General features: G+C 75.1%; 17 protein-coding genes. 13 read left to right on the forward strand and 4 right to left on the reverse strand.

All coding sequences use genetic code 11. The features are described 5' to 3' along the window. Nucleotides 1-55 precede the first annotated feature (55 nt). A complete protein-coding gene (locus tag GR130_RS14040; RefSeq protein WP_159505037.1) occupies nucleotides 56-1,525 on the reverse strand; it encodes a PP2C family protein-serine/threonine phosphatase in 1,470 nt (489 codons plus the stop codon). A 313-nt stretch (nucleotides 1,526-1,838) separates the two neighbouring features. On the opposite strand from GR130_RS14040, the gene GR130_RS14045 reads away from it, so the two are divergent. The 5 genes from GR130_RS14045 (at nucleotide 1,839) to GR130_RS14065 (ending at nucleotide 10,292) form a co-directional block, all read left to right on the forward strand. Beyond that, nucleotides 1,839-3,263 carry a HEAT repeat domain-containing protein gene (locus tag GR130_RS14045; protein ID WP_159505038.1) on the forward strand — a complete coding sequence of 475 codons (1,425 nt, stop codon included), beginning with the start codon at nucleotides 1,839-1,841 and terminating at the stop codon, nucleotides 3,261-3,263. 159 nt (nucleotides 3,264-3,422) lie between these two features. Beyond that, on the forward strand, nucleotides 3,423-4,556 hold the full coding sequence (locus GR130_RS14050; protein ID WP_159509962.1) for a glycosyltransferase family 4 protein: 1,134 nt from the start codon (nucleotides 3,423-3,425) through the stop codon (nucleotides 4,554-4,556). Next, the gene (locus GR130_RS14055; protein WP_159505039.1) at nucleotides 4,553-5,797 is read left to right on the forward strand and encodes a glycosyltransferase; all 1,245 of its coding nucleotides are present in this window, start codon (nucleotides 4,553-4,555) and stop codon (nucleotides 5,795-5,797) included. Before GR130_RS14050 ends, GR130_RS14055 begins: the two co-directional genes overlap by 4 nt. 2 nt (nucleotides 5,798-5,799) lie before the next feature. Beyond that, nucleotides 5,800-6,663 carry an SGNH/GDSL hydrolase family protein gene (locus GR130_RS14060; protein ID WP_159505040.1) on the forward strand — a complete coding sequence of 288 codons (864 nt, stop codon included), beginning with the start codon at nucleotides 5,800-5,802 and terminating at the stop codon, nucleotides 6,661-6,663. Next, nucleotides 6,660-10,292, forward strand: coding sequence for a hydantoinase B/oxoprolinase family protein (locus GR130_RS14065; RefSeq protein WP_159505041.1), 3,633 nt, complete (start codon nucleotides 6,660-6,662; stop codon nucleotides 10,290-10,292). Before GR130_RS14060 ends, GR130_RS14065 begins: the two co-directional genes overlap by 4 nt. A gap of 39 nt (nucleotides 10,293-10,331) precedes the next feature. Here the strand turns inward: GR130_RS14065 and GR130_RS14070 are convergent, their stop codons facing one another. Genes GR130_RS14070 through GR130_RS14080 form a run of 3 tightly spaced genes read right to left on the reverse strand, consistent with a single transcriptional unit; the run spans nucleotide 10,332 to nucleotide 12,705 of the window. Continuing rightward, the gene (locus GR130_RS14070) at nucleotides 10,332-11,225 is read right to left on the reverse strand and encodes a biotin-dependent carboxyltransferase family protein (RefSeq protein WP_159505042.1); all 894 of its coding nucleotides are present in this window, start codon (nucleotides 11,223-11,225) and stop codon (nucleotides 10,332-10,334) included. Next, complete coding sequence (gene pxpB / locus GR130_RS14075; RefSeq protein ID WP_159505043.1) at nucleotides 11,222-11,932, reverse strand: 5-oxoprolinase subunit PxpB; 711 nt, start codon at nucleotides 11,930-11,932, stop codon at nucleotides 11,222-11,224. The genes GR130_RS14070 and pxpB overlap by 4 nt, the downstream gene beginning before the upstream one ends. Continuing rightward, nucleotides 11,929-12,705 carry a LamB/YcsF family protein gene (locus GR130_RS14080; protein WP_159505044.1) on the reverse strand — a complete coding sequence of 259 codons (777 nt, stop codon included), beginning with the start codon at nucleotides 12,703-12,705 and terminating at the stop codon, nucleotides 11,929-11,931. The genes pxpB and GR130_RS14080 overlap by 4 nt, the downstream gene beginning before the upstream one ends. Before the next feature lie 209 nt (nucleotides 12,706-12,914). On the opposite strand from GR130_RS14080, the gene GR130_RS14085 reads away from it, so the two are divergent. From GR130_RS14085 to GR130_RS14120, 8 genes are all read left to right on the forward strand, one after another. Beyond that, nucleotides 12,915-14,120: an IS110 family transposase gene (locus tag GR130_RS14085; RefSeq protein ID WP_159505045.1), complete on the forward strand. Its 1,206-nt coding sequence runs from the start codon at nucleotides 12,915-12,917 to the stop codon at nucleotides 14,118-14,120. Nucleotides 14,121-14,300: 180 nt separating this feature from the next. Further along, nucleotides 14,301-15,044 (forward strand): GntR family transcriptional regulator, encoded by a 744-nt coding sequence (locus GR130_RS14090; protein ID WP_159505046.1) that lies wholly within the window; start codon nucleotides 14,301-14,303, stop codon nucleotides 15,042-15,044. Between the two features lie 125 nt (nucleotides 15,045-15,169). Further along, nucleotides 15,170-15,880 carry a DUF969 domain-containing protein gene (locus tag GR130_RS14095; RefSeq protein WP_159505047.1) on the forward strand — a complete coding sequence of 237 codons (711 nt, stop codon included), beginning with the start codon at nucleotides 15,170-15,172 and terminating at the stop codon, nucleotides 15,878-15,880. Continuing rightward, nucleotides 15,877-16,845 (forward strand): DUF979 domain-containing protein, encoded by a 969-nt coding sequence (locus tag GR130_RS14100; RefSeq protein WP_159505048.1) that lies wholly within the window; start codon nucleotides 15,877-15,879, stop codon nucleotides 16,843-16,845. The genes GR130_RS14095 and GR130_RS14100 overlap by 4 nt, the downstream gene beginning before the upstream one ends. A gap of 56 nt (nucleotides 16,846-16,901) precedes the next feature. Next, nucleotides 16,902-17,546 carry a pyroglutamyl-peptidase I gene (gene pcp / locus GR130_RS14105; protein WP_159505049.1) on the forward strand — a complete coding sequence of 215 codons (645 nt, stop codon included), beginning with the start codon at nucleotides 16,902-16,904 and terminating at the stop codon, nucleotides 17,544-17,546. 131 nt (nucleotides 17,547-17,677) lie between these two features. Then, nucleotides 17,678-19,216: a hypothetical protein gene (locus GR130_RS14110; protein ID WP_159505050.1), complete on the forward strand. Its 1,539-nt coding sequence runs from the start codon at nucleotides 17,678-17,680 to the stop codon at nucleotides 19,214-19,216. Between the two features lie 166 nt (nucleotides 19,217-19,382). Continuing rightward, a complete protein-coding gene (locus GR130_RS14115; RefSeq protein ID WP_443043600.1) occupies nucleotides 19,383-20,321 on the forward strand; it encodes a hypothetical protein in 939 nt (312 codons plus the stop codon). 256 nt (nucleotides 20,322-20,577) lie between these two features. Beyond that, nucleotides 20,578-25,251 carry a hypothetical protein gene (locus GR130_RS14120; RefSeq protein WP_159505051.1) on the forward strand — a complete coding sequence of 1,558 codons (4,674 nt, stop codon included), beginning with the start codon at nucleotides 20,578-20,580 and terminating at the stop codon, nucleotides 25,249-25,251. The last annotated feature ends 14 nt before the right edge of the window (nucleotides 25,252-25,265 follow it).

Raw genomic sequence — 25,265 nt, forward strand, 5'->3', positions numbered from 1 at the left:
TCGGGGCGACCGGCATCCCCACAGCCGGTCCGCCCTCGGCCGCCGCGGTGTCGTGTCAGCCGCCGACCCTGGCGATCAGCACACACGCGTCATCCTCGCGCTCGGTGCTGCCGAACTCCTCGACCACGACACGGACGCTGTCCTGTGCGTTGCGGGCCGCGCTGAACCGCGGTGCCAGGGCCAGCAGTTGTTCGGCGCCCTCATGGGCGCTCTGCGGACCGTGGGTGCGACGCGGGGCGAGCCCGTCGGTGTGCAGGACGAGCAGATCGCCGGGCTCCAGCCGTTCGGCGCGCTCGGCGTAGGTCGCACCTGAGGTGGCCCCGAGCAGGACACCCTCGGGCGGGTCCAGTGCGCGCCCCGTGCCGCCTCGGAAGAGCAGCGGGGCGGGGTGCCCGGCCTGGGCCCACTCCAGCGTGCGCGCCTCGGGGTCGAACCGGCAGCACACCGCGCTGCCCAGCGCCGGCTGGGCGGAGGTGTCCAGCAGCTGGTTGAGAAAGCCCATCAGCGGCCCGGGCCGGTGGCCCGCGACGGCCATCCCGCGCAGCGCGCCGAGCACCATCGCCATCCCGGACGTCGCGGCGACGCCGTGCCCGGTGAGGTCGCCGACGCTCAGCAGGGTCTTGCCGTCGGGGAGTTGCAGGGCGTCGTACCAGTCCCCGCCGATCAGCGCGGACGTCCCCGCCGGAAGGTAGCGCCCGGCCAGGTCGAGGGTGACGGGCCCGCCCTGCGGGAACCGCAGGGAGCCGCGCCATGGCGGCAGCACGGCTTCCTGCAGCTCGACCGCAAGCCGGTGCTCGGTCTGCGCGATATGCCGTTGGCGCTGCAGCGAGTCACGGGTCTCGCGCACCGCCATCTGGCTGCGGCGCAGCTCGCTGACGTCCCGGAGGACGGCCCACATGCAGGCCGTGCTGCCGTCGGCGTCCAGCACCGGCTCGCCCACCATGTGCACCGTGCGGACGCCGGCGTCGGCGCGCACGATGCGGAATTCGCCGTCGATCGGCCGGCCGTCCACCAGGCAGTCCGTGACCATCACGGCGAGTGACTCCTGGTCGTCGGCGTGCACCAGGGACGGCAGTTCGTCAAGGGTCAGCGGGCCCTCGGAAGGATCCCGGCCGAACATCGTGAAGAGCTCGTCGGACCAGCTCACCTCGTCGGTGAGCAGGTTCCACTCGGCGCTGCCCACCCGGCGCAGCAGCGCGCCGCGCTCATGGGTCTCCGGCTCGGGCGGGGCCATCGGCGGCTCGGCGCACGGCTCCGGCTCCTCCTCCGCGATCTCGGCGGGCAGGCCCTCTCTGAGCTGGTCGAGGTGACCGCCGAGGTCGTCCAGGTGGTGGACGGCGAGATCGCACAACGCCCGCTGCCAGCGCAGCTGCGGGTCGGCGGCGAGATCAGCTGCCACCGAGGACTCTCTGCGCACCGCGTCGAGACCACCGCGCAGGCTGCGGGCCTGCGAGATGAGTGCCTCGACCGCGTCGCGCTCGGGTGTCCGATCGGCTGGGTGATCCGCGAAGAGAGGGGGCGGCATGACGTACTCCGTGATCAGGCGGCGCCGGGTCGTATGGGCCGGTAACGACTCTTGCACAGGCTGCGACCGTCCGTAAGGGATTTGGCATTACCCGATACGGTGGTGCACCTGTCATATGCCAACGGCCTCCCGGCGGCAGCCTCTGCCGAATCTGCGGAATGCCGGCTTCCACGCTAGGCTGCGGGCCGCCGTACAGCTGTCTACCCCGCCGATCCACGGTGGGAACGACGCATAGGGCCCGCGGTCACCGGCAAGAATGCCGGTCAGCGGAAATCCCGTTGCCAGCCTGTCCCCCGCACCGGATGCTGACCTCATGTTCGATCCAGACATAGCGCCCAGTGGCACCCTGCTCGGCCTCCTCCAGCGAGGCCGCGGCGACGGGACCCTGCATGCCCTCGCGGCGCCGCGGGCCGAGGCGCTCGCGGCACTCAACGACAGCGTGCTGCGCGACCCCCGCCGCGACTGGCAGGTCGAGAACCGCTCGCTCTACTACGCGCGCCTCTACATGCAGCTCGACGGCGGGCTCGAAGAGATCGAACGCCACCTCTTCCACCCCGACGACCTCACCGACGCCGGCGAGGAGCGCACCGGCCTCGCCCTCTCCGTCCTCGGCCACCTCGCCGCGTACGGCAGGGACGCCGCCCGGCTGCTGCTGCGCAGCTACGCCGCGGCCGGCAGCAACTGGCGCTGGGCGCTGGACGAGCTCGCGCTGCGCGACGACGACGCCGGGCTGATGACCCTGGCCCCCGCCGTCCTGGCGCGCTTCCCCGAGACCGAGGAGGGCGCGGCCGGGCTGGCCGCCGCCGTCCGCGACGCCTTCGAACCCCGGCCCTGGCGTCTGTGGGCCGAGGACCCCCGGTACGGCGCACGGCTGGCCGCCGCCGGGGAGCAGGGCTCCTTCGACCGCTGGCAGCGGCAGCTGCGGCCCCGCGGGCCGCGGCCCGGCTGGAGCGTCACCGAGGTACTGGACTGGGCCCAGCAGGAGCTGGACCCGCGCCACGGGGAGCACCGGCACATCGCCGCCGCCCGCTGCCTGAGCGCCGTCGCCGGACCGGAGGACCGCCCCGAACTGCTGCGCGCGGCGCGCACCGGACCGGACACGGCGCGCGCCGCCGTCCTTCACCACCTCGCCGAACGCGGCGACGCCGAGGTCCTCGACCTCATCGAGGCCGCGGTCGCCGATCCGCTGTCCTCCGGGCAGCTGACCGCCGCCGCGCTCGCCTCGTACGAGCGGATGCGCAGTGTGGCCGCCGTCGAGCGGGCCCGGGTCTGGGCCGCGCGGACGGACCGGCTGGGCGCGTCCGCCGCCGCGATGCTGGCCCGGCGCGGCGCCCGGCGCGACACCGAGCTGGTGCTGGCCGCGCTGCGCCGCACGGTGCGCGAGGAGGGGCCGGACGCGCACGGACTCTGGGAACTGGTCGACGGCGCCGGCCGCCTCGGCGTCGCCTGCGCGGCCCCCGTGCTGCGCCACGTCTACCGCGAGACGTCCTCCTCCCAGCTCCGCGGCCGGGCCGCCGGGGCGCTCGCCGTCACCGACCCGGGCTTCGCGGCGGGCTTCGCCGTCGAGTGCCTGTGGGACTGCGAGGAGACCACCCGCGAACTGGCCGCCCGGCACGCCGCCACCGGCGACGACCGGGTCGTCGAGCAACTCCGCCGGCTGGCCGCCGACCCGGCCGAGGAAGCCGAGGTCCAGACGGCCGTCCGCAGCCGCTTCGGCCCGGACGCCTCGGCCGTGTGAGCGGTGCGGGAGGGCTGCGCGCCGCCGCTGTCCTGAGGCGGCGGGCGGCCGGCCGGCCGGGCGGTGCCGCCCCCTCCGCGGGGGAACGCTCATGGGACGTTCGCCGGTTGGAAAGATCCCCTTGGTCCGGTCCACGCACGGTGCGTGGACAACAGCGGTATGCGTGTCGTCATCGTCACCGAATCCTTCCCGCCCGATGTCAACGGCGTCGCCCACTGCGCCCTGGAGACCGCCCGGCATCTGGTCCGGCGCGGGCATGAGCCGCTGGTCATCGCGCCGCTCGGTGGCTCCGCGCCGGCCGCCGGTTCGTACGGGTACGAGAGCCCGTGCCCTGTGGTGCGGGTGCCGTCGATGCCGTTGCCCGGGTACCCGCAGGTGCGGATCGCGCTGCCGGGGCGGCGGCTGTCCGCGGCGCTGGCCGGGCACCGGCCCGATCTGGTGCATCTGGCCAGCCCGTTCGTCCTCGGTGCGCGGGGGATGGCGGCGGCGGCGCGGCGGCGGGTGCCGGCGGTCGCGGTGTACCAGACCGACATGGGGCGTTACGCCCGTACCTATCTGGGGCGCGGCGGGCCGACGGCCTGGCGGCGGATCCGGGCGGTGCACGCGGCCGCCGATCTCACGCTCGCGCCCTCCAGTTCGGCGCTGCTGGATCTGACCGAGCACGGTGTGCCGCGGGTGCGGCTGTGGCCGCGCGGGGTGGACTCGGAGCGGTTCGACCCCGGCAGGCGGGACGCGGTGCTGCGCAGTTCGCTGCTGGCCGGGCGGGAGCTGCTGGTGGGGTACGTGGGGCGGCTGGCGCCGGAGAAGGACGTCCGGCTGCTGGCCGAGACCTCGCGGCTGCCCGGGGTGCGGACGGTGGTGATCGGCGAGGGGCCGAGCGCCGCCGGGCTGCGGGCGCAGCTGCCGGAGGTGCGGTTCCTGGGGCGCCGGACGGGCGACGAACTGGCCCGGCTGTACGCCTCGTTGGACGTGTTCGTGCACACCGGGCCGTACGAGACCTTCTGCCAGACGGTGCAGGAGGCGATGGCGTCCGGTGTGCCGGTGGTCGCGCCGGGCGCCGGCGGGCCGCTGGACCTGGTCGACCACGGCCGTACGGGCCTGCTGGTGCCCCCGGGCGACGGCGGTGCCGTACGGGACGCGGTGCGGCTGCTGGGCGGCAGCGCCGAGCTGCGGGTGCGGTACGGGGCGGCGGGGCGGCGGGCGGTGGCGGACCGCACCTGGGAGGCGGTCGGCGACCAGCTGCTGGGCTACTACGACGACGTGCTCGCCGACCGGACGGCGGTCGCGGCATGACCGGGTACCGGGACCGGGACGCCGCGCGGGGCCTGCGGATCGTACGGATCGCCAACTTCGTCACGCCGGCTTCCGGCGGCCTGCGTACCGCGCTGCGCGAACTGGGCGTGGGCTACCGGGCCGCCGGCCACGAACCGGTGCTCATCGTGCCGGGCCCGCCCGGCACGGCGCCCGGCGCGGGGATACGGGACGAGCACACCGCGCAAGGGAGGGTGATCACCCTCCCCGGCCCGGTGGTGCCGGGCAGCGGCGGCTACCGGGTGCTGACCGACCGTCGGCGGCTGCAGCGGCTGCTGGAGGCGCTGGCCCCCGACCGGCTGGAGGTCTCCGACCGGACGACGCTGCGCTGGACGGGGCAGTGGGCGCGGCGGGCGCGGGTCCCCGCCGTGATGGTCTCGCACGAGAGCGTGGACGGGGTGCTGCGTACCTGGGGCGTGCCCACCCCTGCGGCCCGCACCGCCGCGGACCGGCTCAACCGGCGGACCGCGTACGCCTACAGCCGCGTGGTGTGCACCACCGAGTGGGCGGCCGCGGAGTTCACCCGGGTCGGGGCGCAGAACGTGGTGCGGGCGCCGCTCGGGGTCGATCTCGCCGCCTGGCATCCGGACTGCCGGAGCGAGGGGCTGCGCGGCCGCCACGCGGGGCGGGCGGCGGTCCTGCTGCTGATGTGCTCCCGGCTGTCGCAGGAGAAGCGGCCGGGACGGGCGCTGGAGGCGCTGGTGGAGCTGCGGCGGCGGGGCGTGGACGCGGCCCTGGTGGTGGCCGGTGAGGGGCCGCTGCGGGGGAGGCTGGAGGCCCGGGCCCGGGCTGAGGGGCTCCCGGTGGCGTTCCTGGGGCACCTCGCCGACCGGGAGCGGCTGGCCGGGCTCCAGGCGAGCGCCGATGTGGTGCTGGCGCCCGGCCCGGCCGAGACGTTCGGGCTGGCGGCGCTGGAGGCGCTGGCCTGCGGTACGCCGGTGGTGGCGAGCGCCGCCTCGGCGCTGGCCGGGCTGGTGGGCGGGGGCGGCGACACGGCGCTGGACGACGGCCCGTCCTTCGCGGACGCGGTGCAGCGGCTGCTGGCGCGGCCCGAGGCGGTCCGCAGGGACGCCGCCCGGCGGCGTGCCGAGGGGTACGGGTGGCGGCCGGCGGTGGCGGCGTTCCTGGCGGCGCACGATGCGCCGCGGCACAGCGGTGACCCGTCGGTTCGGGTCGCCGATCCGGTCGTGCCGCGGCCGGTGGGGCCCCGGGGCGGGTGGTGACGGTGGCGGCGCCGCGGTTCGTCGCGCTGGGCGATTCGCTGACCGAGGGGCTGGGCGACCCGGTGGCCGGGGGCGGTTGGCGGGGCTGGGCCGCGCTGCTGGCCGATGCGGTGGGGGAGCGGCCCGGGGACCTGGAACTCGTCAACCTCGCGCGGAGCGGGGCGCTGGCGGGCGATGTGGCCGAGCGGCAGTTGCCCGCGGCGCGGGCGCTGGCGCCGCGGCTGGTGTCCTTGGTGGTGGGGGCGAACGACACGCTGCGCGCCGCGTTCACCATCGAGCGGGTGGCCGCCGCACTGGATCACGCGCACCGTGCGCTGAGCGCCGACGGGGCCGTGGTGCTGACCGCCTGCCTGCCCGACCCCGGGCGGATGCTCGGGCTGCCCGGACCGCTGGCCCGGCCGCTGGCGCGCCGGATGCGGGCGGTGAACACCGTCGTGCACGCGGTGTCGGCACGCTACGGGGGCGTCCATCTGCATCTCAACGACCACAGCTGGGTGGCCGACCGGGCTTCCTGGAGCGTCGACCGGCTGCACCCCAGCGAGCGCGGCCACCGGCTGCTGGCCCGCGGCTTCCACGCCGCCCTCGCCGAGCGGGGGCTCGCCGCGGGGCCGCCGCCCTCGCTCGCCCTGGACGGTCCGCCGCCGACCCGTACCGGTTCCGCGGTGTGGATGGCGACCCGCGGGACCCGGTGGGTGGTGGACCGCTGCACCGACCTGCTGCCCGGTCTGCTCGCGCTCGCCGTACAGGAGTGCCGCTACGGGCTGGCCGGATCCGGGCGGTTGCTGGACGCCGCGGCCGACCGCGCCACGGGTACCGCGCTCGCCGCCCTGTCCGACCCGAAGGGCGCTGCGACAATGGCGGGGTGACCGGACGCTGGGAGTTCTGGATCGATCGCGGTGGCACGTTCACGGACGTCGTCGGCCGGCGGCCGGACGGGCGGCTGGTCACCGGCAAGCTGCTCTCGCACCACCCCGAGCGCTATCGGGACGCCGCGGTCGCCGGGATCCGGATGATGCTGGGGCTCGGCCCGGACGAACCGGTGCCCGCCGAGCGGGTCGCGGTCGTCAAGATGGGCACCACCGTCGCCACCAACGCGCTGCTGGAGCGCACCGGCGAGCCGACGGTACTGCTCACCACCGAGGGGTTCCGGGACGCGCTGCGGATCGCGTACCAGAACCGGCCGCGGATCTTCGACCGCCGGATCGTGCTCCCGGAGGCGCTCTACGACCGGGTGATCGAGGTGCCGGAGCGGGTCGGCGCGCACGGCGAGATCATCCGCCCGCTGGAGGGGGAGGGGGTCCGCCGGGCGCTGGTCCGGGCCCGGGCGGACGGGCTGCGCAGCGCGGCCGTGGTGCTGCTGCACGGCTACCGGCACGCCGCGCACGAGCGGGCCGTCGCCGAGCTGGCCAGGGAGGCCGGCTTCCCCCAGGTCAGCTGCTCGCACGAGGTCAGCCCGCTGATGAAGCTGGTGGCGCGCGGGGACACCACGGTCGTCGACGCGTACCTCTCGCCGATCCTGGGGCGGTACGTCGACGAGGTCGCGGCCCAACTCCCCGGGATCCGGCTGATGTTCATGCAGTCGAACGGCGGGCTGCGGGAGGCCGCGCACTTCCGGGGCAAGGACGCGGTGCTGTCCGGGCCGGCCGGCGGGGTGGTCGGCATGGTGCGGACCGCCGCGGAGGCCGGCGGCGGCGCTCCGGACGCGGCCGGCTTCGACCGGGTCATCGGCTTCGACATGGGCGGCACCTCCACCGATGTCTCGCACTACGCGGGCGAGTTCGAGCGGATCTTCGGCAGTGAGGTCGCCGGGGTGCGGATGCGCGCCCCGATGATGAACATCCACACCGTCGCGGCCGGCGGCGGCTCCGTACTGCACTTCGACGGCCGCCGCTACCGGGTCGGCCCCGACTCGGCCGGCGCGGTCCCCGGACCGGCCTGCTACCGGCGCGGCGGACCGCTCACCGTCACGGACGCCAACGTGATGCTCGGCCGCATCCAACCCGCCCACTTCCCGGCGGTGTTCGGCCCGGGCGGAGATCAGCCGCTGGACGCCGCGGTGGTCCGCGCCCGCTTCGCCGAGCTGGCCCGGCGCATCGCCGCGGAGACCGGCGACGACCGCGGCCCCGAGGACGTCGCCGCCGGCTTCCTCGACATCGCGGTGCTCAACATGGCCAACGCGGTCAAGAAGATCTCCGTCCAGCGCGGCCGGGACATCACCCGCTACGCCCTCGTCAGCTTCGGCGGCGCGGGCGGCCAGCACGCCTGCGCGGTCGCCGACGCACTGGGCGTCGGCACGGTGCTGGTCCCGCCGCTGGCCGGGGTGCTCTCCGCGTACGGCATCGGCGTCGCCGACGCCACCGCGATGCGTGAACAGGCCGTCGAGGAACGGTTCCTGGAGCCGGGCGCGATGGACCGGGTGCGCGGGGTGTGCGAGACGCTGGCCGAGCAGACCCGGCAAGAGCTGCTCGACGACGGGGTGCCGGACGCGTCCGTCACCACCCGCGCCCGGGTGCTGGTCCGCTACGCCGGGACGGACTCCACCATCGGTGTTCCGCTGGCCCCGGCCGACACCATGGCCGCGGAGTTCGTCCGGACGCACCGCGAGCGCTACGCCTTCACCATGGACAAGCCGCTGGTGGCCGAGGCGGTGTCGGTGGAGGCGCTCGGAGCGGCCGGCGGGGCGAGCGGACACGACGTACGACCCGGTTCCAGGGAAGGGGAGTTGAGGGCCGCCGCGACGGTGCGGACGCATGCCGGCGGGCGGTGGCGGGACTCGGGGCTCTACCGCCGTACGGAGCTGCGGCCCGGCGACGTCCTCACCGGTCCGGCGATCATCGCCGAGGAGGACGCCACGACGGTGCTCGACCCCGGCTGGCAGGCGGCCGTGGGGGAGCGCGGGCATCTGCTGCTGACCCGGGCCCGGCCGCGGCCCCGGCGGACCGCCGTCGGCACCCGGGCCGACCCGGTGATGCTGGAGGTCTTCAACAGCCTCTTCATGGCGATCGCCGAGCAGATGGGCGTGCGGCTGGAGAGCACCGCGCACTCCGTCAACATCAAGGAGCGGCTGGACTTCTCCTGCGCGCTGTTCGACGCCGAGGGCAATCTGATCGCCAACGCCCCCCATATTCCCGTGCACCTGGGGTCCATGGGGGAGTCCATCAAAGAGGTGCTGCGGCGGCGCGGCGGCGATCTGCGGCCGGGCGACGTGTACGCGATCAACGACCCGTACCACGGGGGGACGCACCTGCCGGACGTCACCGTCGTCACCCCGGTCTTCGGTCCACCGGGACCCTCGGGAGGGGAGCTGCTGTTCCTGGTCGCCTCCCGCGGCCACCACGCCGAGATCGGCGGCGTCACCCCGGGCTCGATGCCCGCGTTCAGCAGCACCATCCAGGAGGAGGGCGTCCTCTTCGACAACTGGCTGCTGGTGCGCGACGGCCGGCTGCGCGAGCGGGAGACCCGCGACCTGCTCACCTCCGGGCCGTACCCGTCCCGTGCGCCGGACGTCAACCTCGCCGACCTGCGCGCCCAGATCGCCGCGAACGAGAAGGGGATCCGGGAACTGCGGCGGATGACCGAGGAGTTCGGGCTGGACGTCGTACGGGCGTACATGGGCCACGTCCAGGACAACGCCGAGGAGTCGGTGCGGCGGATCCTCGGCCGGCTGCCGGACGGGAGCTACCGCTACGAGACGGACAGCGGGGCGCGGATCCGGGTCGAGCTGACCGTCGACCGTGCGGCCCGCAGCGCCGTGCTGGACTTCGCCGGTACGTCGCCGCAGCAGCCCGGCAACGCCAACGCGCCCAGTTCGGTGGTGATGGCGGCGGTGCTGTACGTGCTGCGGACCCTGGTCGCCGAGGACATCCCGCTCAACAGCGGCTGCCTCAAGCCCGTCGAGGTCCGCATCCCGGAGGGCTCGATGCTGGCACCGGTCTTCCCCGCGGCCACCGTCGCGGGCAACGTGGAGACCTCCCAGGCGGTCACCGGCGCGCTCTACGCGGCGATGGGCATCCAGGCCGAGGGATCGGGCACGATGAACAACGTCACCTTCGGCAACGAGCGGGTGCAGTACTACGAGACCGTCGCCAGCGGCTCGGGCGCCGGCGACGGCTTCGACGGGGCGGACGCGGTGCAGACCCATATGACCAACTCCCGGCTGACCGACCCCGAAGTCCTGGAGTGGCGCTATCCCGTCCGGGTCGACGGCTTCGCCCTCCGCGACGGGAGCGGGGGAACCGGCCGCTGGCGCGGGGGCCGCGGGGTGGAGCGGCGGCTGCGGTTCCTGGAGCCGATGACGGTGGCCCTGCTCTCCAACCACCGGCGGGTCGCGCCGTACGGCATGGCCGGCGGCGGGCCGGGCGCGCTGGGCCTCAACTTCCTGGAGCGGGCGGACGGTTCGCGGGAGGAGCTGCGGGGGTGCGACACGGCCGAGGTCGGGGTCGACGACGTGCTGGTGATCCGCACGCCGGGCGGCGGCGGGTACGGCGCGGCGTAACCGGCGACGCGCACGTGGGCCGGCGGTGCGCCCCGGGGGTCAGCCGGTGTGCGCCACCGGTGCGGAGCGCCGCCCGACACGGACGAAGCGCACCGCGGTGCCCGGCACCGCCTGCGCCGCCGGGGCCAGGAAGCGCTCCGGGACGACCCCCGCGACCGGGTAGCCGCCGGTGGTGGGGTGGTCGTGCAGGAAGAGCACCGGCAGGCCGTTGGGCGGGACCTGGAGGGCGCCCAACGGCATGCCCTCGCTGGGGAGTTCGCCGTCGCGGGCGCGCTCCAGAGGGGTGCCTTCGGTGCGCAGCCCGATGCGGTTGCTCGCCGCGGAGACCCGGAAGCGGCCGGTGGTGAGGGTGCGCAGCCCGGCCGCGGTGAACCAGTCGTCGCGCGGGCCGGGCAGGAACGGCAGCACCAGTTCGGCCACCGGGCCGGGGTGCGGCACGGCGTCGGCCGCGGCCGGCGGGCCGTATGGCGGGTGCAGCGGAAGCACCGCGCCGTCGGCGAGCGGGTCGGGGCCCAGGCCGGAGAGCAGGTCGGTGGCGCGGCTGCCGAGCACCGGCTCGCTGGCGATGCCGCCGGCGAACGCCAGGTACGAGCGCAGCCCGTGGGACGCGGGCCCGGCGTCCAGGACGGCGCCGGCCGGTACGCGGACCGGGGCGCCCCAGGGCGCGGGGTGGCCGTCGACCGTCACCGGGCAGGGGGCTCCGGTGACCGCGACGGTGGTGGCGGCGCGGAGCCGGACGGCGCAGCCGGTGACCGTGGTCTCCAGCGTGGCGGCTGGCCCGGGGTTGCCGACCAGCCGGTTGGCGAGGCGGTGCGCGGGCTCGTCCAGGGCTCCGGCGCGCGGCACACCGAGGTGGGCGTGACCGGGCCGGCCGAGGTCCTGGACGGTGGTGAGCGCACCGGCCCGGACGACCGAGAGGGCGCGGTCGGTCATCGGGCGGGCTCCTGGCGCGTACGGCCGTTCCCGGGGGCGGCCGGTCGGGGCACCTGCCTCCGGGCCGGCTGCGGGACGAAGCGGACGCGGGTGCCGGGTGCGAGCAGCGCCGCCGGCTCGCGCCCCGGGTCCCACAGGGCGGCGTCGGTGCTGCCGATGAGCTGCCAGCCGCCGGGGGAGGAGCGCGGATAGACCCCGGTGTACGGGCCGGCCAGCCCGACCGAGCCGACCGGGACCTTCGTGCGCGGGGTGGCCCGGCGCGGTACGTGCAGCGCCTCCGGAAGGCCGGTCAGATAGCCGAAGCCGGGGGCGAATCCGCAGAAGGCGACGTGGAATTCGGTGCCGGAGTGCAGCCGTACCACGTCCTCGGGGGTGACGTCCCAGAGGGCGGCGACGTCGGCGAGGTCCGGGCCGTCGTAGCGGACGGGGAGTTCGACGGTGGGGCGGTCGCCGGTGGCGAGCGGCGGGATGTGCCAGGTGGCGAGGTCGGCGATCAGCCCGCGGGGGTCGGCGAGGCCGTCGAGGAAGACCGTGCGGGCGGCCGGCACGATCTCGCGGACGGCGGGCAGGGTGCCGTCGGCGGCGCGGCGCAGCAGTTCGGCGTGGAGCGCCTCGACGTCCGCGGCGCGGTCCAGTTCGATCAGCAGTCCGTGGGCGCCGACCGGCAGCGGCCGGAGGGGGAGCGGTCGGGTGCCGTCCACGCTCATCCGAAGCTCCGGACGCGGACGCCGGCCGCGGTCAGCTCGGCCCGTACCCGGCGGGCGAGTTCGGCGGCGCCCGGGGTGTCGCCGTGCAGGCACAGCGAACGGGCGGCGATCGCGATCCGGGTGCCGTCGCGGGAGGTGACGGTGCGGTCGCGGGCCATGCCGACGGCGCGTTTGACGACCTCGTCGGGGTCGTGGACGACGGCGCCGGGCTCGCGGCGCGGCACGAGGGTGCCCTCGGCGGTGTAGGCACGGTCCGCGAACGCCTCGCCGACGACCGGGAGTTCGGCCGTCTCGGCGGCCCGGTGCAGCCGCGAGCCGGGCAGGCCCAGGACCGGCAGGCCGCCGCCCGCCATACGGATGCCGGCGACGACCGCGGCGGCCTGCTCCGCGTCGTGGACGCAGCGGTTGTAGAGCGCGCCATGTGGTTTGACATAGCCGACCCGGGCCCCGGCGGCGCGTGCGAAGACCTCCAACGCGCCGATCTGGTAGGCGACTTCGGCGGCCAGCTCGTCCGGCGGCAGGTCCATCGCGCGGCGGCCGAAGCCGGCCAGGTCGCGGTAGGAGACCTGGGCGCCGATGACCACCCCGCGCTCGGCGGCCAGCTCGCACACCCGGCGCATGGTGGCCGGGTCGCCGGCATGGAAGCCGCAGGCGACGTTGGCGCTGGTGACGACGGACAGCAGGGCGTCGTCGTCGGTGAGCTGCCAGCGGCCGAAGCCTTCCCCGAGGTCGGCGTTGAGGTCGATGACGGGAGGGGCCGCCGGGTCGATCATGGGTGTCCCTAAGAATGTGAGGCGGTCCGGGAGGGCCGGGTATGGCTGATGGGTGACTGCCGTTGATGGCTCGAACGGAATGGCCGCCCGGTCCTCCGGGACGCTCCGACCACTGATTGAGAACTGCGGTCATCGCTGGTTAGGGACCTGTCGGCGGGGTGTTCTGCGGGCCACGGGAGTGCTGGTCTCGGTGGAACGGAGCGACGAGTGTGAGCGCGTCTGACAAGCGGATATGGGTCGGCATCGACGCCGGCAAGGGGCATCACTGGGCGGTGGCGGTCGACATCGCCGGCGAGACGCTGTTCTCGACGAAGGTCATCAACGACGAGGCCCAGATCCTCACCCTCATCGAGACCGCGCGTGAGCGGGCGGAAGAAGTGCGGTGGGCGGTGGACATCTCCGGCCGGGCCTCGACTCTGCTGCTGGCCCTGCTGATCGCTCACGGTCAGCACGTCGTCTACGTGCCCGGCCGCACCGTCAACCGCATGTCCGGCGCCTACCGCGGCGAGGGCAAGACCGACGCCAAGGACGCGCGAGTTATCGCCGACCAGGCCCGCATGCGCCCGAAGGGCTTCGCCCGGTTGAACACGCCTCCCGAGCTGGTCACCACGCTCCAGGTGCTGACCAACTACCGCGCCGATCTCATCGCCGACCGGGTGCGGCTGATCAACCGGTTGCGGGACCTGCTGGTCGGCATCTGCCCGGCCCTGGAACGGGCCTTCGACTACTCCGCGGCCAAGGGCCCGGTCGTGATGCTGACCGAGTACCGGACCCCGACCGCTTTGCGGCGGATCGGCGTCAAGCGTCTGACGACCTGGCTGGAGCGCCGCAAGGTCCGCGGCGCCGACGCCATCGCCGCGAAGGCGGTTCAGGCCGCGCAGTCGCAGATGGCCGAACTGCCCGGTGAGAAGCGGGCTGCGAAGCTGGTCTGCGACCTGGCCCACCAACTCCTGGCTCTGGACGAGCGGATCAAGGACAACGACCGTGAGATCCGCGAGACCTTTCGCACCGATGAGCGCGCCGAGATCATCGAGTCCATGCCCGGTATGGGCCCGATCCTGGGCGCGGAGTTCGTTGCCATCGTCGGCGACCTGTCGGGCTACCAGGACGCGGGCCGCCTGGCCTCGCACGCCGGCCTGGCCCCGGTCGCCCGGGACTCTGGCCGCCGCACTGGCAACTACCACCGGCCCAAGCGGTACCACCGGCGCCTGCGGTACGTCTTCTACATGGCCGCCCAGACCGCGATGATGCGGCCAGGCCCGTCCCGGGACTACTACCTCAAGAAGCGCGGCGAAGGGCTGCTGCACACCCAGGCCCTGCTCTCGCTCGCTCGCCGCCGGGTCGACGTGCTGTGGGCGATGCTGCGTGACAAGAGGCTGTTCACCTCCGCCCCGCCGGTCACGCAAGGGGCTTGACACGGTCATTGAGATTCCGTTCCGGGGAGTGCGGATGCGGGGCGCAAGCCAACGTACAGATCGTTGAACGATCCGACAAGGGGTGTGTTGTCTCGTCCTGCCATCTGGGATTGACTTCCGCCGACAAGACACCTGGACGGGTCCCCGCGGTCCGTCCATACGGGACGGAGCGCGCTGCGTATGGCCGGCGGAGTGACGAAGAACGATCAGCGACGGCTCGCCGAGGTCGCGGGCCTGGAGCGGGACCGCGCGCTGCTCGGGCGCTCCAGCACGGCCGAGCGGGTCGCCGACATCCTGCGGGACCGGATCACCGAGGGCTACTTCCCGCCCGGCACCCGGCTGTCGGAGGAGAGCATCGGCGGCGCGCTCGGCGTCTCCCGCAACACCCTGCGGGAGGCGTTCCGGCTGCTCACCCACGAACGGCTGCTGGAACACCGGCTCAACCGCGGGGTGTTCGTGCGCGTGGTGACCGTGGAGGACCTGGACGACATCTTCCGGGTGCGGATGCTCGTGGAGTGCGCGGCGGTCCGCGGTCTGGGGCAGGGGCCCTACGGCGCCGGGCCGGCCGAGGGCGTCGCGGCGATCGAGGCGGCGGTGCGGGCCGGCGAGGCGGCCGCCGCGGACCGGCGGTGGGACGACCTGTCGACCGCCAACATCCGCTTCCACCAGGCCATCGTCGCCCTGGCGGGCAGCCCGCGCACCGACGAGCTGATGCGCGGTGTACTGGCCGAACTCCGGCTGGTCTTCCATGTGATGGCCGATCCGCAGCGCTTCTACGCGCCGTATCTGGTCCGCAACCGGCAGATCGCGGAGTCGCTGCTGGCGGGCGACGCGGCGGCGGCCGAGCGGCTGCTGCTGGCCTATCTGGAGGACTCGCGCGGCCAGCTGTCGGGGGCGTACGCCCAGCGCATCGCCGAGAGCTGAGGGGCGCCGGAAGTCCGCTGCCGCCGACCCCTTGTCGGATCGTTCAACAATCACATAGCCTCCGCAGCAATCTTTTCTCGCTCCCCACGGGTCCGTGGGGCATCCCGTACGCGGAAGGCGGATCCATGATCGTGCTTCTCGGCGTGCTCGTGGTCGTGCTCGGCTTCGCCACGAAACGCAATCCCCTGCTGGTCGTCGCGGTGGCCGGAATCCTCACCGGCTTCCTCGGCGGACTCACCCCCGGCAAGGTGCTGGCCGCGTTCGGCGAGGGCTTCGCCGGCAGCCGGGCGGTCACCATCTTCGCGATCACCCTCCCGGTCATCGGCCTCCTGGAGCGCTACGGCCTCCAGGAGCAGGCCCGCGCCCTGATCGCCCGGTTCGGCCGGCTCACCACCGGGCGGTTCCTCACGCTCTACCTGGGGCTGCGGCAGATCGGCGCGGCCGTCGGGCTGACCAACGTCTTCGGCCACGCCCAGACCGTCCGCCCGCTGGCCGTCCCGATGGCGGAAGGCGCCGCCGAGCGCGCCCACGGCCAACTCCCGGACCGGACACGGGAGAAGATCCGCTCGTTCGCGGCCAGCGCGGACAACGTCGGCGTCTTCTTCGGCGAGGACGTCTTCCTCGCCGTCGGCTCGATCCTCCTGATCACCGGCTTCGTCAACACCACGTACGGCACCCACCTCGAACCGCTGCACCTCGCGCTGTGGGCGATCCCCACCGCGCTGTGCGCCTTCGTGGTCCACGGCTGGCGGCTGCTGCGCCTGGACCGGCAACTGGAGCGCGAACTGCTCACCGCACCCGTCCACCACACCAGCGCAGCGGAGGCCGGCCGGTGATCAAGGCAGAGTGGTTCTACTGGCTCGTCGGTCTCAGCTTCCTGGTGATGGCCGCCCAGATGGTCACCGACCGCAGCAACCCCAAGCGCTTCGGGACCGGCGCCTTCTGGGGCCTGATCGGCGCCGGATTCATCTACGGCAGCTGGGTCGTCACCAAGCAGGCGCCCGCCGAACCGCTGGGCGCCGCCGTCCTCGTCATGGCCGCGCTGGCCGGCTTCGGCTTCACCGGGCGCGGCACCCCGCGCACCACCACCCCCGAGGAGCGCGCCGCCAGCGCCGCCCGCCTCGGCAACAGGCTGTTCGTCCCGGCCCTGACCTTCCCGGTCGTCGCGCTGGCCTGCGCCGTCGGCGTCAAGCACCTCTCTCTCGGGGGCCGACCGGTCCTCCAGGAGGGCAGCGAGACCATCCTGGGCCTGGGGCTCGGCGCGGTCGTGGCGCTGGCGGTCGCCATGGCGATGCTGCGCGAGAAGCGGATATCCGTGCCCGTACAGTCCGGGCGCTCCATGCTGGAGGCGATGGGCTGGGCGATGCTGCTGCCGCAGATGCTCGCCACGCTGGGCACCATCTTCCAGGTCTCCGGCGTCGGCGGCCAGGTCGGCAAGCTCGCCGCCGCCGTCCTGCCGAAGGACTCCCTCTACGTCGCCGTGGTCGTCTACTGCGTCGGGATGTTCGCCTTCACCACCATCATGGGCAACGCCTTCGCCGCCTTCCCCGTGATGACCGCGGCCGTCGGCTGGCCGGTCCTCGTCGGGCACTACCACGGCAACCCGGCCGCCGTCCTCGCCCTCGGCATGCTCGCCGGCTTCTGCGGCACCCTCGTGACCCCGATGGCCGCCAACTTCAACATCGTCCCGGCCGCCCTGCTGGAGCTGAAGGACCAGTACGGGCCCATCAAGGCGCAGTTGCCCACCGCGGGCGTGCTGCTCGGCTGCAACATCGTGGTCATGGCGCTGTTCGCCTTCTGAGGCGGAGCCGTCCCCACCGGCCTTCGCCGGCCGCCCCACAACCCACGGAAGACCGTATGACCCGCGTACTGCTCACCGGATTCGAACCCTTCGACGGGGAATCCACCAACCCCTCCTGGCAGGCGGTCCGCGCCGCCGCGGCCGAACCGCTCGCCGGGGCCGAACTCGCCACCGCCGAGCTGCCCTGCGTCTACGGCGGCTCGCTGACCGCCCTGCGCACCGCCATCGACGCCGCACAACCGGACATCGTGGTGTGTGTCGGACAGGCGGGCGGCCGTCCGGACATCACCGTCGAACGGGTCGCCCTCAACCTCGACGACGCCCGCATCCCGGACGCCTCGGGCGCCGAGCCGATCGACGAGGTGATCGTGCCCGGCGGGCCCGCCGCGTACTTCTCCACCCTGCCGATCAAGGCGTGCGTGGCGGCGGTCCGCGCCACGGGACTGCCCGCCTCGGTCTCCAACACCGCCGGCACCTTCGTCTGCAACCACGTCTTCTACGGGCTCGCCCACCTCCTCGCCACCGAACTGCCCCGCGTACGCGGCGGATTCGTGCACGTCCCGTACGCGCCCGAGCAGGTCACCGACCGCGCCCAGCCCTCGCTCCCGGTGGACGCGGTCGCCCGGTCCCTGCGGGAGATCGCCGCCACCGCGGCCCGCACGCGGACCGACATCCGCGTCGCGGAGGGGGCCACGCACTGAGCCGCCGGTGACGCCGTAGACTGACCAGTCGGCCGGGCGGCAGGTCCGTCAACGGACCCGGCGGCGGTCCACCCATGAGCGGATCCGCGCCGTTTCGTCCGTTGTCAGTGCCAGCGCCTACTCTGTGCGACGTGACTTTTTCCGCCCCGGGGGCCGCAGCGCCCCAGCTCAACGGCCCCAACCGGCCCGCGCCGGGCCCGGCCGCCGACGAAGGACTGGCCCGCCGGCTGCGCGCGCTCGCGTGCACCGCGCCGCTGCACGACCTCGATGTGCGCAAGGCCAACCTCGCGGGCGAGTACGGGGTCTACGCGATGGCGGAGGTGGCGCTCGCCGTCATCGACCTGGTCACCCTCAACATGGACTTCGACACCGGCGCCGACCACGAGGAGATAGTGGCGAAGGTGCTCCCGCGGGTCGCCGCGCAGGCACCGCACCGCCCGGCGGCGGAGCACGAGCGGGTCGCCCGCTGGGTGCTGGAGAACCTGATCAACGTCGGCAGTGTGGACCGCGGCTTCCGCGCCGTGTACGGCACCTTCACCACCGACGGCGAGTACGTCCGCCGCGACTACGACTTCAAGCTCGTCGAAGAGGTCCCCGGCGCGGGCGGCACGGTCTATCTGCGCGCCACGGACGAGGCCGTCAACGTCCTGGTCGGCGCCCTCGACACCGACGTCACCAGCGCCCAGATCGCCGCCGAGGTCAAGCTGGAGGTGCTGATCAGCCGGGGCCGCCTGGCCGACGCCCAGCTGGCCGCCGAGCAGGCCCGCTACCGCACCGTCCAGTACGCCGAGACGCTGCGCAGGACGCTGGACGCCACCCGGCGCAACGTCCGCGCCGTCGACTGGCTGCAGACCGTCCCCGACATGATCACCGAGGCGCTGGACCACGTGGCGGACCGCTACCGCCACGAGAACGCCATCCTCACCAACATCCGCAAGGCCCGCGACGAGGCCGAGGCCGTCGACGAGAAGACCAGCGAGCACAAGCGGCGCGCCGCCGAGCTCGTCGACATCGTCAAGGACTGCATCCGCCGCCACACCCAGCTCCAGTCCCGGCTCCTGGAGGCCGGGCCGCTCTTCCGCGCCGAGCAGGACCGGCAGGCGTTCGCCACCCCGACCGCCCGCGCCGGCCTCGACCTCTACGGCCAGCTCGTCGCGCCGGTGCTGCCGCTCTCCGTGGAGCACGCCACCCGGGTCACCGACGCCTTCTTCGCACGCGGCACGGGCCTGCGCACCCCCTCCGCGGTCCGGGTCGGCGACCTCGTCGAGATGCTGCTGACCCCGCCCATGGAGCGCGAGCACCTCGGCGCCGAGATGCCCGAGCCCGATCTGGTGGCCACCCCCGACGACAGCCGTTTCAGCGAGGCCCAGCTGGATGCCGCGACGGCGCTGCTGGACCTCCCCGCCGACGCCCCCCGCCGGCTCTCCGGGCTGCTCGCCGAGGCGCGCCGCAGCGACCCCGAACTCCCGTACCTGGTCGCCCTGCTGGCGGTGCACGCCGCCAGCCCGCCGGTCGGTACGGCCTACCGCCAGGGCGAACAGCAGCTCCTCTTCGCCGTCGACGACGGCACGGAGCTGACCGACCCCGAATTCGGCGGCGCCGACCTCATCGTCGGCACGGCCCTGCTGGACGCGGCCGGGATGGCCGCCGACCGCTCGGAGGTCGCCTGATGCCCGTGGCACACGGCCTCCCGCCGATAGCGGACGGCCCACCCCCGGCGGCCCGCCGGGCCGCCGCGCCGTACGGCCACCCGTCCGCGCCCCGGAGGGCGGCGCCTTCGCACCGGCCACCGCAGTACGAGATACCCCCGACCGTCCCCCGCAAGGAGCCTGTCCCGTGAGCCAGTACGACGCCGACGAGGTGCCGGAGCCCGACCCGGCGCCCGGCACCGGCGAACCGGGCCGGGGCACGCCCGCCGACGGCACCGACCCGGCAACGGCGAGGACCGCGCCGCTGACCCCCGCCGACGCGGCCGACGCCGCCCGGCTGGTCGCCTTCGGCCTCCAGCCCAAGCTGCTGCCCGCCCGCGACGCGGAATACGGCGAACTGCTCCGCCGCTATCGGGACGACCCTCCCTTCGCCCGGCTCGCCGACGCGGTCGCCGCCGGCCTCGGGCTGGTCGTCCTGGAGGTCTCCACCCGCGCCGGGATGGCCGTCACCGCCGCCGAGGACTCCGTCTTCGCCGTGCGGATGGGCGACTACGCCCGCCGCGCCTCGGTCGACTCCGGGGACCGCTTCCTGCACGGCCTGGCCCATCTGGCCGTCGCCGCACTCGCCTTCCCGCGCCCCGAGGACCTGGCCGACGACGGCTACATCGGCCGGATCACGGTCAACGGCGTCGACGCCTTCGTACGGCAGGCGTGCCGCCGCCTGGAGGAGCGCGCCGAGCAGGACGGCGAGAACACCGACCCGGCAAGCGACGCCCCCGGCCTGGAGTCCGCCTGGAGGGTCTACGCCCGGCGGAGCGCGACCGGCGCCACCAAGGACGCCCGGCGGCTGGCCGGTTCGACGACCGGCATCATCGCCAAGGCCGTCACCTTCCTCGTCGACTCCGGCTTCCTCCAGCGCACCGGCGACGACGCCGGCGGTGCGTACCGGACCACCGCCCGCTATCAGCTCCAGGTCCGCGACATGGCCGGCAGTGCGGCCATGGCCGAGCTCCTGGAGCTGGGCATCGTGCCCGTCGCCGACGGCAGCGCCTCCCTGCTGCCCGGCGAGGAGACCGACGACCTCGACCTGGTCGCGGAGGCGGGCCTGCCGTTCCACTCGGGCTGAGAGGGTGGGGCGGGGCGGGGCGGGGAGCGTGCGGTGCTTCGGCTGAGGCGCTCGGCGGTTCCCCCCACCCCCGAACCCACCCCCCGCCCCCTCCCCCCGAAGGGGGAGGAGGGGGAGGGGGCGGGGGACGAAAACGCCGGCCCCGGCCCTGCCCGACGCCCCACCCCGCCCAACCGCCCAACCGCCCCCCGCCCCACCACCACACACCGTCACCCCCACCCGCCCCACCCGCCCTCCACACCAACGAGAGTCCGCCATGTACGAGCTGTCCCGGGTCCGCCTCTACTCCATCGGGCCCGCCGGTGCGCGCTATGCCGACACCGTCCTGGACCTGCGCGGAGTCGGCGCGCCGGTGCCGCAACCGGCACCGGCGCAGGCGGACTTCTTCGAGGACGAGCCGGTCGGCCCGCCGCGCCGCCCGGCGCCCGCGGGTGTCCTCTTCCTGGAGAACGGCGGCGGCAAGTCCGTCCTGCTGAAGCTGATCTTCTCGGTCATGCTGCCCGGTCACCGCAACACCCTCGGCGGTGCCAGCTCCGGTGTGCTGCGCAAGTTCCTGCTCGCCGACGACTGCGGGCACGTCGCGCTGGAGTGGCAGCACGTACTGACCGGCGAGACCGTCGTGGTCGGCAAGGTGAGCGAGTGGCGGGGGCGGCAGGTCTCCAACGACCCGCGGAAGTTCGCCGAGGCGTGGTACAGCTTCCGGCCCGGTCCCGGGATGAGCCTGGACTCGCTCCCCGTCGCCGAGGCCACCCTGGTCCGGCCCCGGCGGGAGGACGGCGAGGGCACGTCCGGTGCGCAGGGCCGCCGCCGCACGATGAAGGGCTTCCGCGACGTCCTCACCGAAGCCGGGAAGAACTACCCCAACCTGGACGTCGTCTGGGAGGAGATCCACGAGCGCTGGAACGAACACCTCGGCGTCCTCGGTCTGGACCCCGAACTCTTCCGCTACCAGCGGGAGATGAACGCCGACGAGGGCGAGGCGGCCGGCCTCTTCGCGGTCAAGAACGACTCCGACTTCACCGACCTGCTGCTGCGCGCCGTGACCGACACCCGGGACACCGACGGCCTGGCCGACCTCGTCCACGGCTTCGCCCACAAGCTCGGCCGGCGCGCCGAACTCACCGCCGAGCGGGACTTCACCGCCGGCTCGCTCGACCTGCTCTCGCGCATCGCCGAGGCCGCGGGACACCGCGAGCGCGCCCGCCAGGTGCACTCCGGCGCGGAGCGCCGCACCCGCGCGCTCGCCCAGCGGCTGCACGCCCGCGGCACCGAGGAGCGCGGCCGGGCCGCCGAGCTGGCCGAGGCGGTCGCCGCCGCCGCGCACCGCGTCACCGACGCCGAGCGCACCCGCGAGCGCCGCTCCCTGGTCTCCGCCGAACTCGCCTACCGGCACGCCTCGCTGGCCCTGGCCGCCGCCGAGAAGGGCGCCGCCGCCCAGCGCCGCGAGCTCAACGACGCCCGTACGCTGCACAGCGCCTGGCAGGCAGCCGAGATCGCGCTGCGGCACCGCGCCGCCGCCGACCGCTCCGCGCGGGTCGCCGCCGCCATCCGCGAGGCCGAGCGGGACGCCGCCCCGGCGCTCGCCGCCCGTGCCACCGCCGCCGCCGACCTGGTCCGCGCGCTGCACAGCGCCGCCGAGGCCGGTGAGCGGCTGGCCAACGAGGAGGAGGAGCGGTCCGCCGCTCTCCAGGAGGCCGGCGAGTCGGCGCACCGCGACGCCACCACGGCCGCCACCCACGCCCAGCGCGCCCGCAGTGAGGCCGACCACCTCCGGCAGCGGCTCGCCGAGGTGGCCCAGGAGACCGAGGAGGCCGTGCGGGCCGGCTGGCTGGACGACTCCGCCCCGGACGCCGATCCGGCCCGTGCCGCGCTCGCCGCCTCGGACGCCGAGAAGACCGCCGTGGCCGCCTGGGACTCGGCCCGTGAGGCCGCCCGGCAGGCCACCGACCGGGCCCGCGAGGCCGCCGCCCGGCACTCCGCCGCCGAACTGGCCGCGGCCCGTGCCGAGGACGCCGCCCAGGCCGCCGGGCGCGCCCACGACGCCGAGCGCCGCGCCGCCGAGTCCCTCGGCGGCGAACAGCGGCTCGCCGAACTCCTCGGGCTCCCCGAGGCGGCGGCCGTCACTCTGCCCGGCCCGCGTACGGCCACCCCCGGCGCGGAGTCCGGGACGCCGCGCCGCTCCGCCGGCGGCCCGCTGTCCGCCGAGGAACTGGACCGCAGCGCCGAGGCGTTGCGGGAGCTGCTGGAGGAGGGCGTCGCCGCCGCCGAGCGCCAGCTGTTCGAGCTGCGGACGGCCGCCGCCGACGACGCCCGGATCCTGGGCGCGCTGGGCGACGGCGGACTGCTGCCCCCGGGGCCCGATGTGCTGGCGGCGGTGGAGTACCTGGGCGAGCACGGCGTCCCGGCGCTGCCCGGCTGGCGCTATCTCGCCCAGTCCGTCGACCCGGCCGACCACGCGCGGCTGCTGGCCGCCCGCCCCGAACTCGTCGACGGCGTGATCATCACCGACCCGGACACCCATGCCCGGGCGCGCGAGGTGCTCGCCCAGGCCGCGCTGCTGCCCCGCTCCGCCGTCGCGGTCGGCACCGCCGCGGCTCTGCTCGCGCCCACCCCGCCCGCCGGCGAGGACGACCCGGGCTCCTCCGGCGTCTTCCTCGTGCCGCCGAACCCGGCGATGCACGACGAGTCCGCCGCCGACGAGGAGCGCCAGGCGCTGCGCGCCCGCGCCCTCCGGCGCGACGAGGAGATCCGGGCGCTGGCCGCGCGGCTCGCCGGGGACCGGGCGCTGGCCGCCCGCCTCGGCTCCTGGCGCGCGGGCTGCCCGTCGGGCCGGCTCGCCGAGCTGGCCGAGGCGGCGGAGGCGACGCGTACGGCCGCGGAGGCGGCTGCCGCCGAGCTGGCCGACGCCCGTACCGCCCGCGCCGAGGCCGACGAGGCCGCCGCGGAGGCCACCGGCGTGCGCGACGAGCGGCAGGAGGCCGCGCAGCGTGCCCGGCGCGCCGCCGATCTGCTGGCCGGGCTCGCCCACCGGCTGCGCGAGCGCGCCGGCTGGCAGTCGCGGCTGCGCGAACTGGCCGACGAGGCGGCCGAGTTCGAGGCCCGTGCGGAGGAGTGCGTGGACCGCGCCCGGGCCGCCGACGAGGACCGCCGGGCCGCCCAGCGCGCCGCCGACGACGCCCGCCGGACCGCCCGCGCACTGCGCGCGGAGCGGTCCGAGATCGCCGGCGTCCCGGACGACCTGGGCGAGGCCCCCGCCGAGCCCACCGCCTCGTTGCCCGCGCTCCGCGAGGCGTACCGCGCCGCCTCCCAGCTCTACGAGAAGGTCGGCGTCGGCGCCGACCTGCGCGCCGAGCAGGCCCGCGCCGAGGGCGACGAGTCCGCGGCGCTGGCCGAGCTGAACCGTCTCACCAACAAGGTCCGCACCCGCGCCGAACAGCTCCTGGAGAGCCCGGACGCCGCCGACGGCCCGTCCCGCCAGGCCGCGGCGGCCCGCGCGGAATCGCTGGTGCAGATGCTGGAGACCCGCGCCTCGGCCGCCAGCGAGCAGCTGGGCCGGCTCCGCGGCGAGGCGGAGCGGCTGGCACCCACGGACGGCGAGGCGCACACCGAGCTGTCCGACGAGCTGGCGCCGGCGGACGCCGACCGGGCCAAGGCGCTGCTGCGCTCGGCCAACGGCGAACTGGCCACCGCCACCGAGGCGTTGGAGACCGCCCGGGACCGGCACGAGGAGCTGCTGCGCGGCCACCGTGCCGCCGAGGACGCGGCCGGCGGCTTCGACGAGACCGCGGCCCTGCTGCGCGATCTGCTGCGCGACCAGCAGGACACCGAGGAGGGCGTGGAGGCGTCGTATGAGCCGTACGCCGGCGGGCTGGCCGAGGCCCGGCAGGCCGCTGCCGAATCCCGCCGCTCGCTGCGCGGCTGCGCCGCCGACCTCTCCGCCGCCGAGGCCGCGGTCCGCGAGGCCGCCGACATCCTCGTCCGGCACGCCAACTCCACCCGGTACGAGCAGGTGCGCACCCCCGCCCGGCAGCAGATCCGCGAACTGCCCGCCGCGGCGCTGCCGGACCACGCCGCCAAGTGGGCGGAGGCGTTCGCGCCCCGGCTGCGGGTGCTCACCGACGAGTTGGCGCAGCTGGAGCGCAACCGCGACTCCATCGTCGACCGGCTGCGCGGCCTGGTGGAGTCGTCGCTGACGACGCTGCGCTCCGCGCAGCGGCTGTCCCGGCTGCCCGAGGGGCTGGGGGAGTGGTCCGGCCAGGAGTTCCTGCGGATCCGCTTCGAGGACCCCGATCAGGCCACCCTCACCGAGCGGTTGGGCGACGTCATCGACGAGGCGACCCGCGCGGCGGTCCGCAAGAACAGCGATCTGCGGCGGGACGGCATGTCGCTGCTGCTGCGCGGGGTGCAGGCCGCGCTGCTGCCGCGCGGGGTGGCCGTGGAGATCCTCAAGCCGGATGCGGTGCTGCGCGCCGAGCGGGTGCCGGTGGGGCAGATGGGCGATGTCTTCTCCGGCGGGCAGCTGCTGACCGCCGCCATCGCCCTGTACTGCACGATGGCGGCGCTGCGCAGCAACGACCGGGGCCGCGACCGGCAGCGGCACGCCGGCACGCTGTTCCTGGACAACCCCATCGGCCGCGCCAACGCCACGTATCTGCTGGAGCTCCAGCGTGCCGTCGCCGATGCGCTGGGCGTTCAACTCCTCTACACCACCGGGCTGTTCGACACCACCGCACTCGCCGAGTTCCCGCTGGTCATCCGGCTGCGCAATGACGCGGACCTGCGGGCGGGACTGAAGTACATCAGCGTCGAGGAGCACCTGCGGCCGGGCCTGCCGCAGCAGGACCCGGCCGGAGAGGCGGTGCACGGGCAGATCACCGCGACCCGGATGTACCGGCGGCCCGAGGACGACCGGGAGACGGCGGGCGGCTGACCGGGCGCGGTGGC

Source organism: Streptomyces sp. GS7, from assembly GCF_009834125.1.
Classification (GTDB): Bacteria; Actinomycetota; Actinomycetes; order Streptomycetales; family Streptomycetaceae; genus Streptomyces.

What these genes read in the sequence shown, in the direction of transcription:
- GR130_RS14080 (WP_159505044.1), bottom strand. Translation starts at nt 12,705, where the DNA reads ATGATCGACCCGGCGGCCCCTCCCGTCATCGACCTCAACGCCGACCTC.
- GR130_RS14040 (WP_159505037.1), bottom strand. Translation starts at nt 1,525, where the DNA reads ATGCCGCCCCCTCTCTTCGCGGATCACCCAGCCGATCGGACACCCGAG.
- GR130_RS14055 (WP_159505039.1), top strand. Translation starts at nt 4,553, where the DNA reads ATGACCGGGTACCGGGACCGGGACGCCGCGCGGGGCCTGCGGATCGTA.
- GR130_RS14070 (WP_159505042.1), bottom strand. Translation starts at nt 11,225, where the DNA reads ATGACCGACCGCGCCCTCTCGGTCGTCCGGGCCGGTGCGCTCACCACC.
- GR130_RS14095 (WP_159505047.1), top strand. Translation starts at nt 15,170, where the DNA reads ATGATCGTGCTTCTCGGCGTGCTCGTGGTCGTGCTCGGCTTCGCCACG.
- GR130_RS14120 (WP_159505051.1), top strand. Translation starts at nt 20,578, where the DNA reads ATGTACGAGCTGTCCCGGGTCCGCCTCTACTCCATCGGGCCCGCCGGT.
- pcp (WP_159505049.1), top strand. Translation starts at nt 16,902, where the DNA reads ATGACCCGCGTACTGCTCACCGGATTCGAACCCTTCGACGGGGAATCC.
- GR130_RS14050 (WP_159509962.1), top strand. Translation starts at nt 3,423, where the DNA reads ATGCGTGTCGTCATCGTCACCGAATCCTTCCCGCCCGATGTCAACGGC.
- pxpB (WP_159505043.1), bottom strand. Translation starts at nt 11,932, where the DNA reads ATGAGCGTGGACGGCACCCGACCGCTCCCCCTCCGGCCGCTGCCGGTC.
- GR130_RS14090 (WP_159505046.1), top strand. Translation starts at nt 14,301, where the DNA reads ATGGCCGGCGGAGTGACGAAGAACGATCAGCGACGGCTCGCCGAGGTC.
- GR130_RS14045 (WP_159505038.1), top strand. Translation starts at nt 1,839, where the DNA reads ATGTTCGATCCAGACATAGCGCCCAGTGGCACCCTGCTCGGCCTCCTC.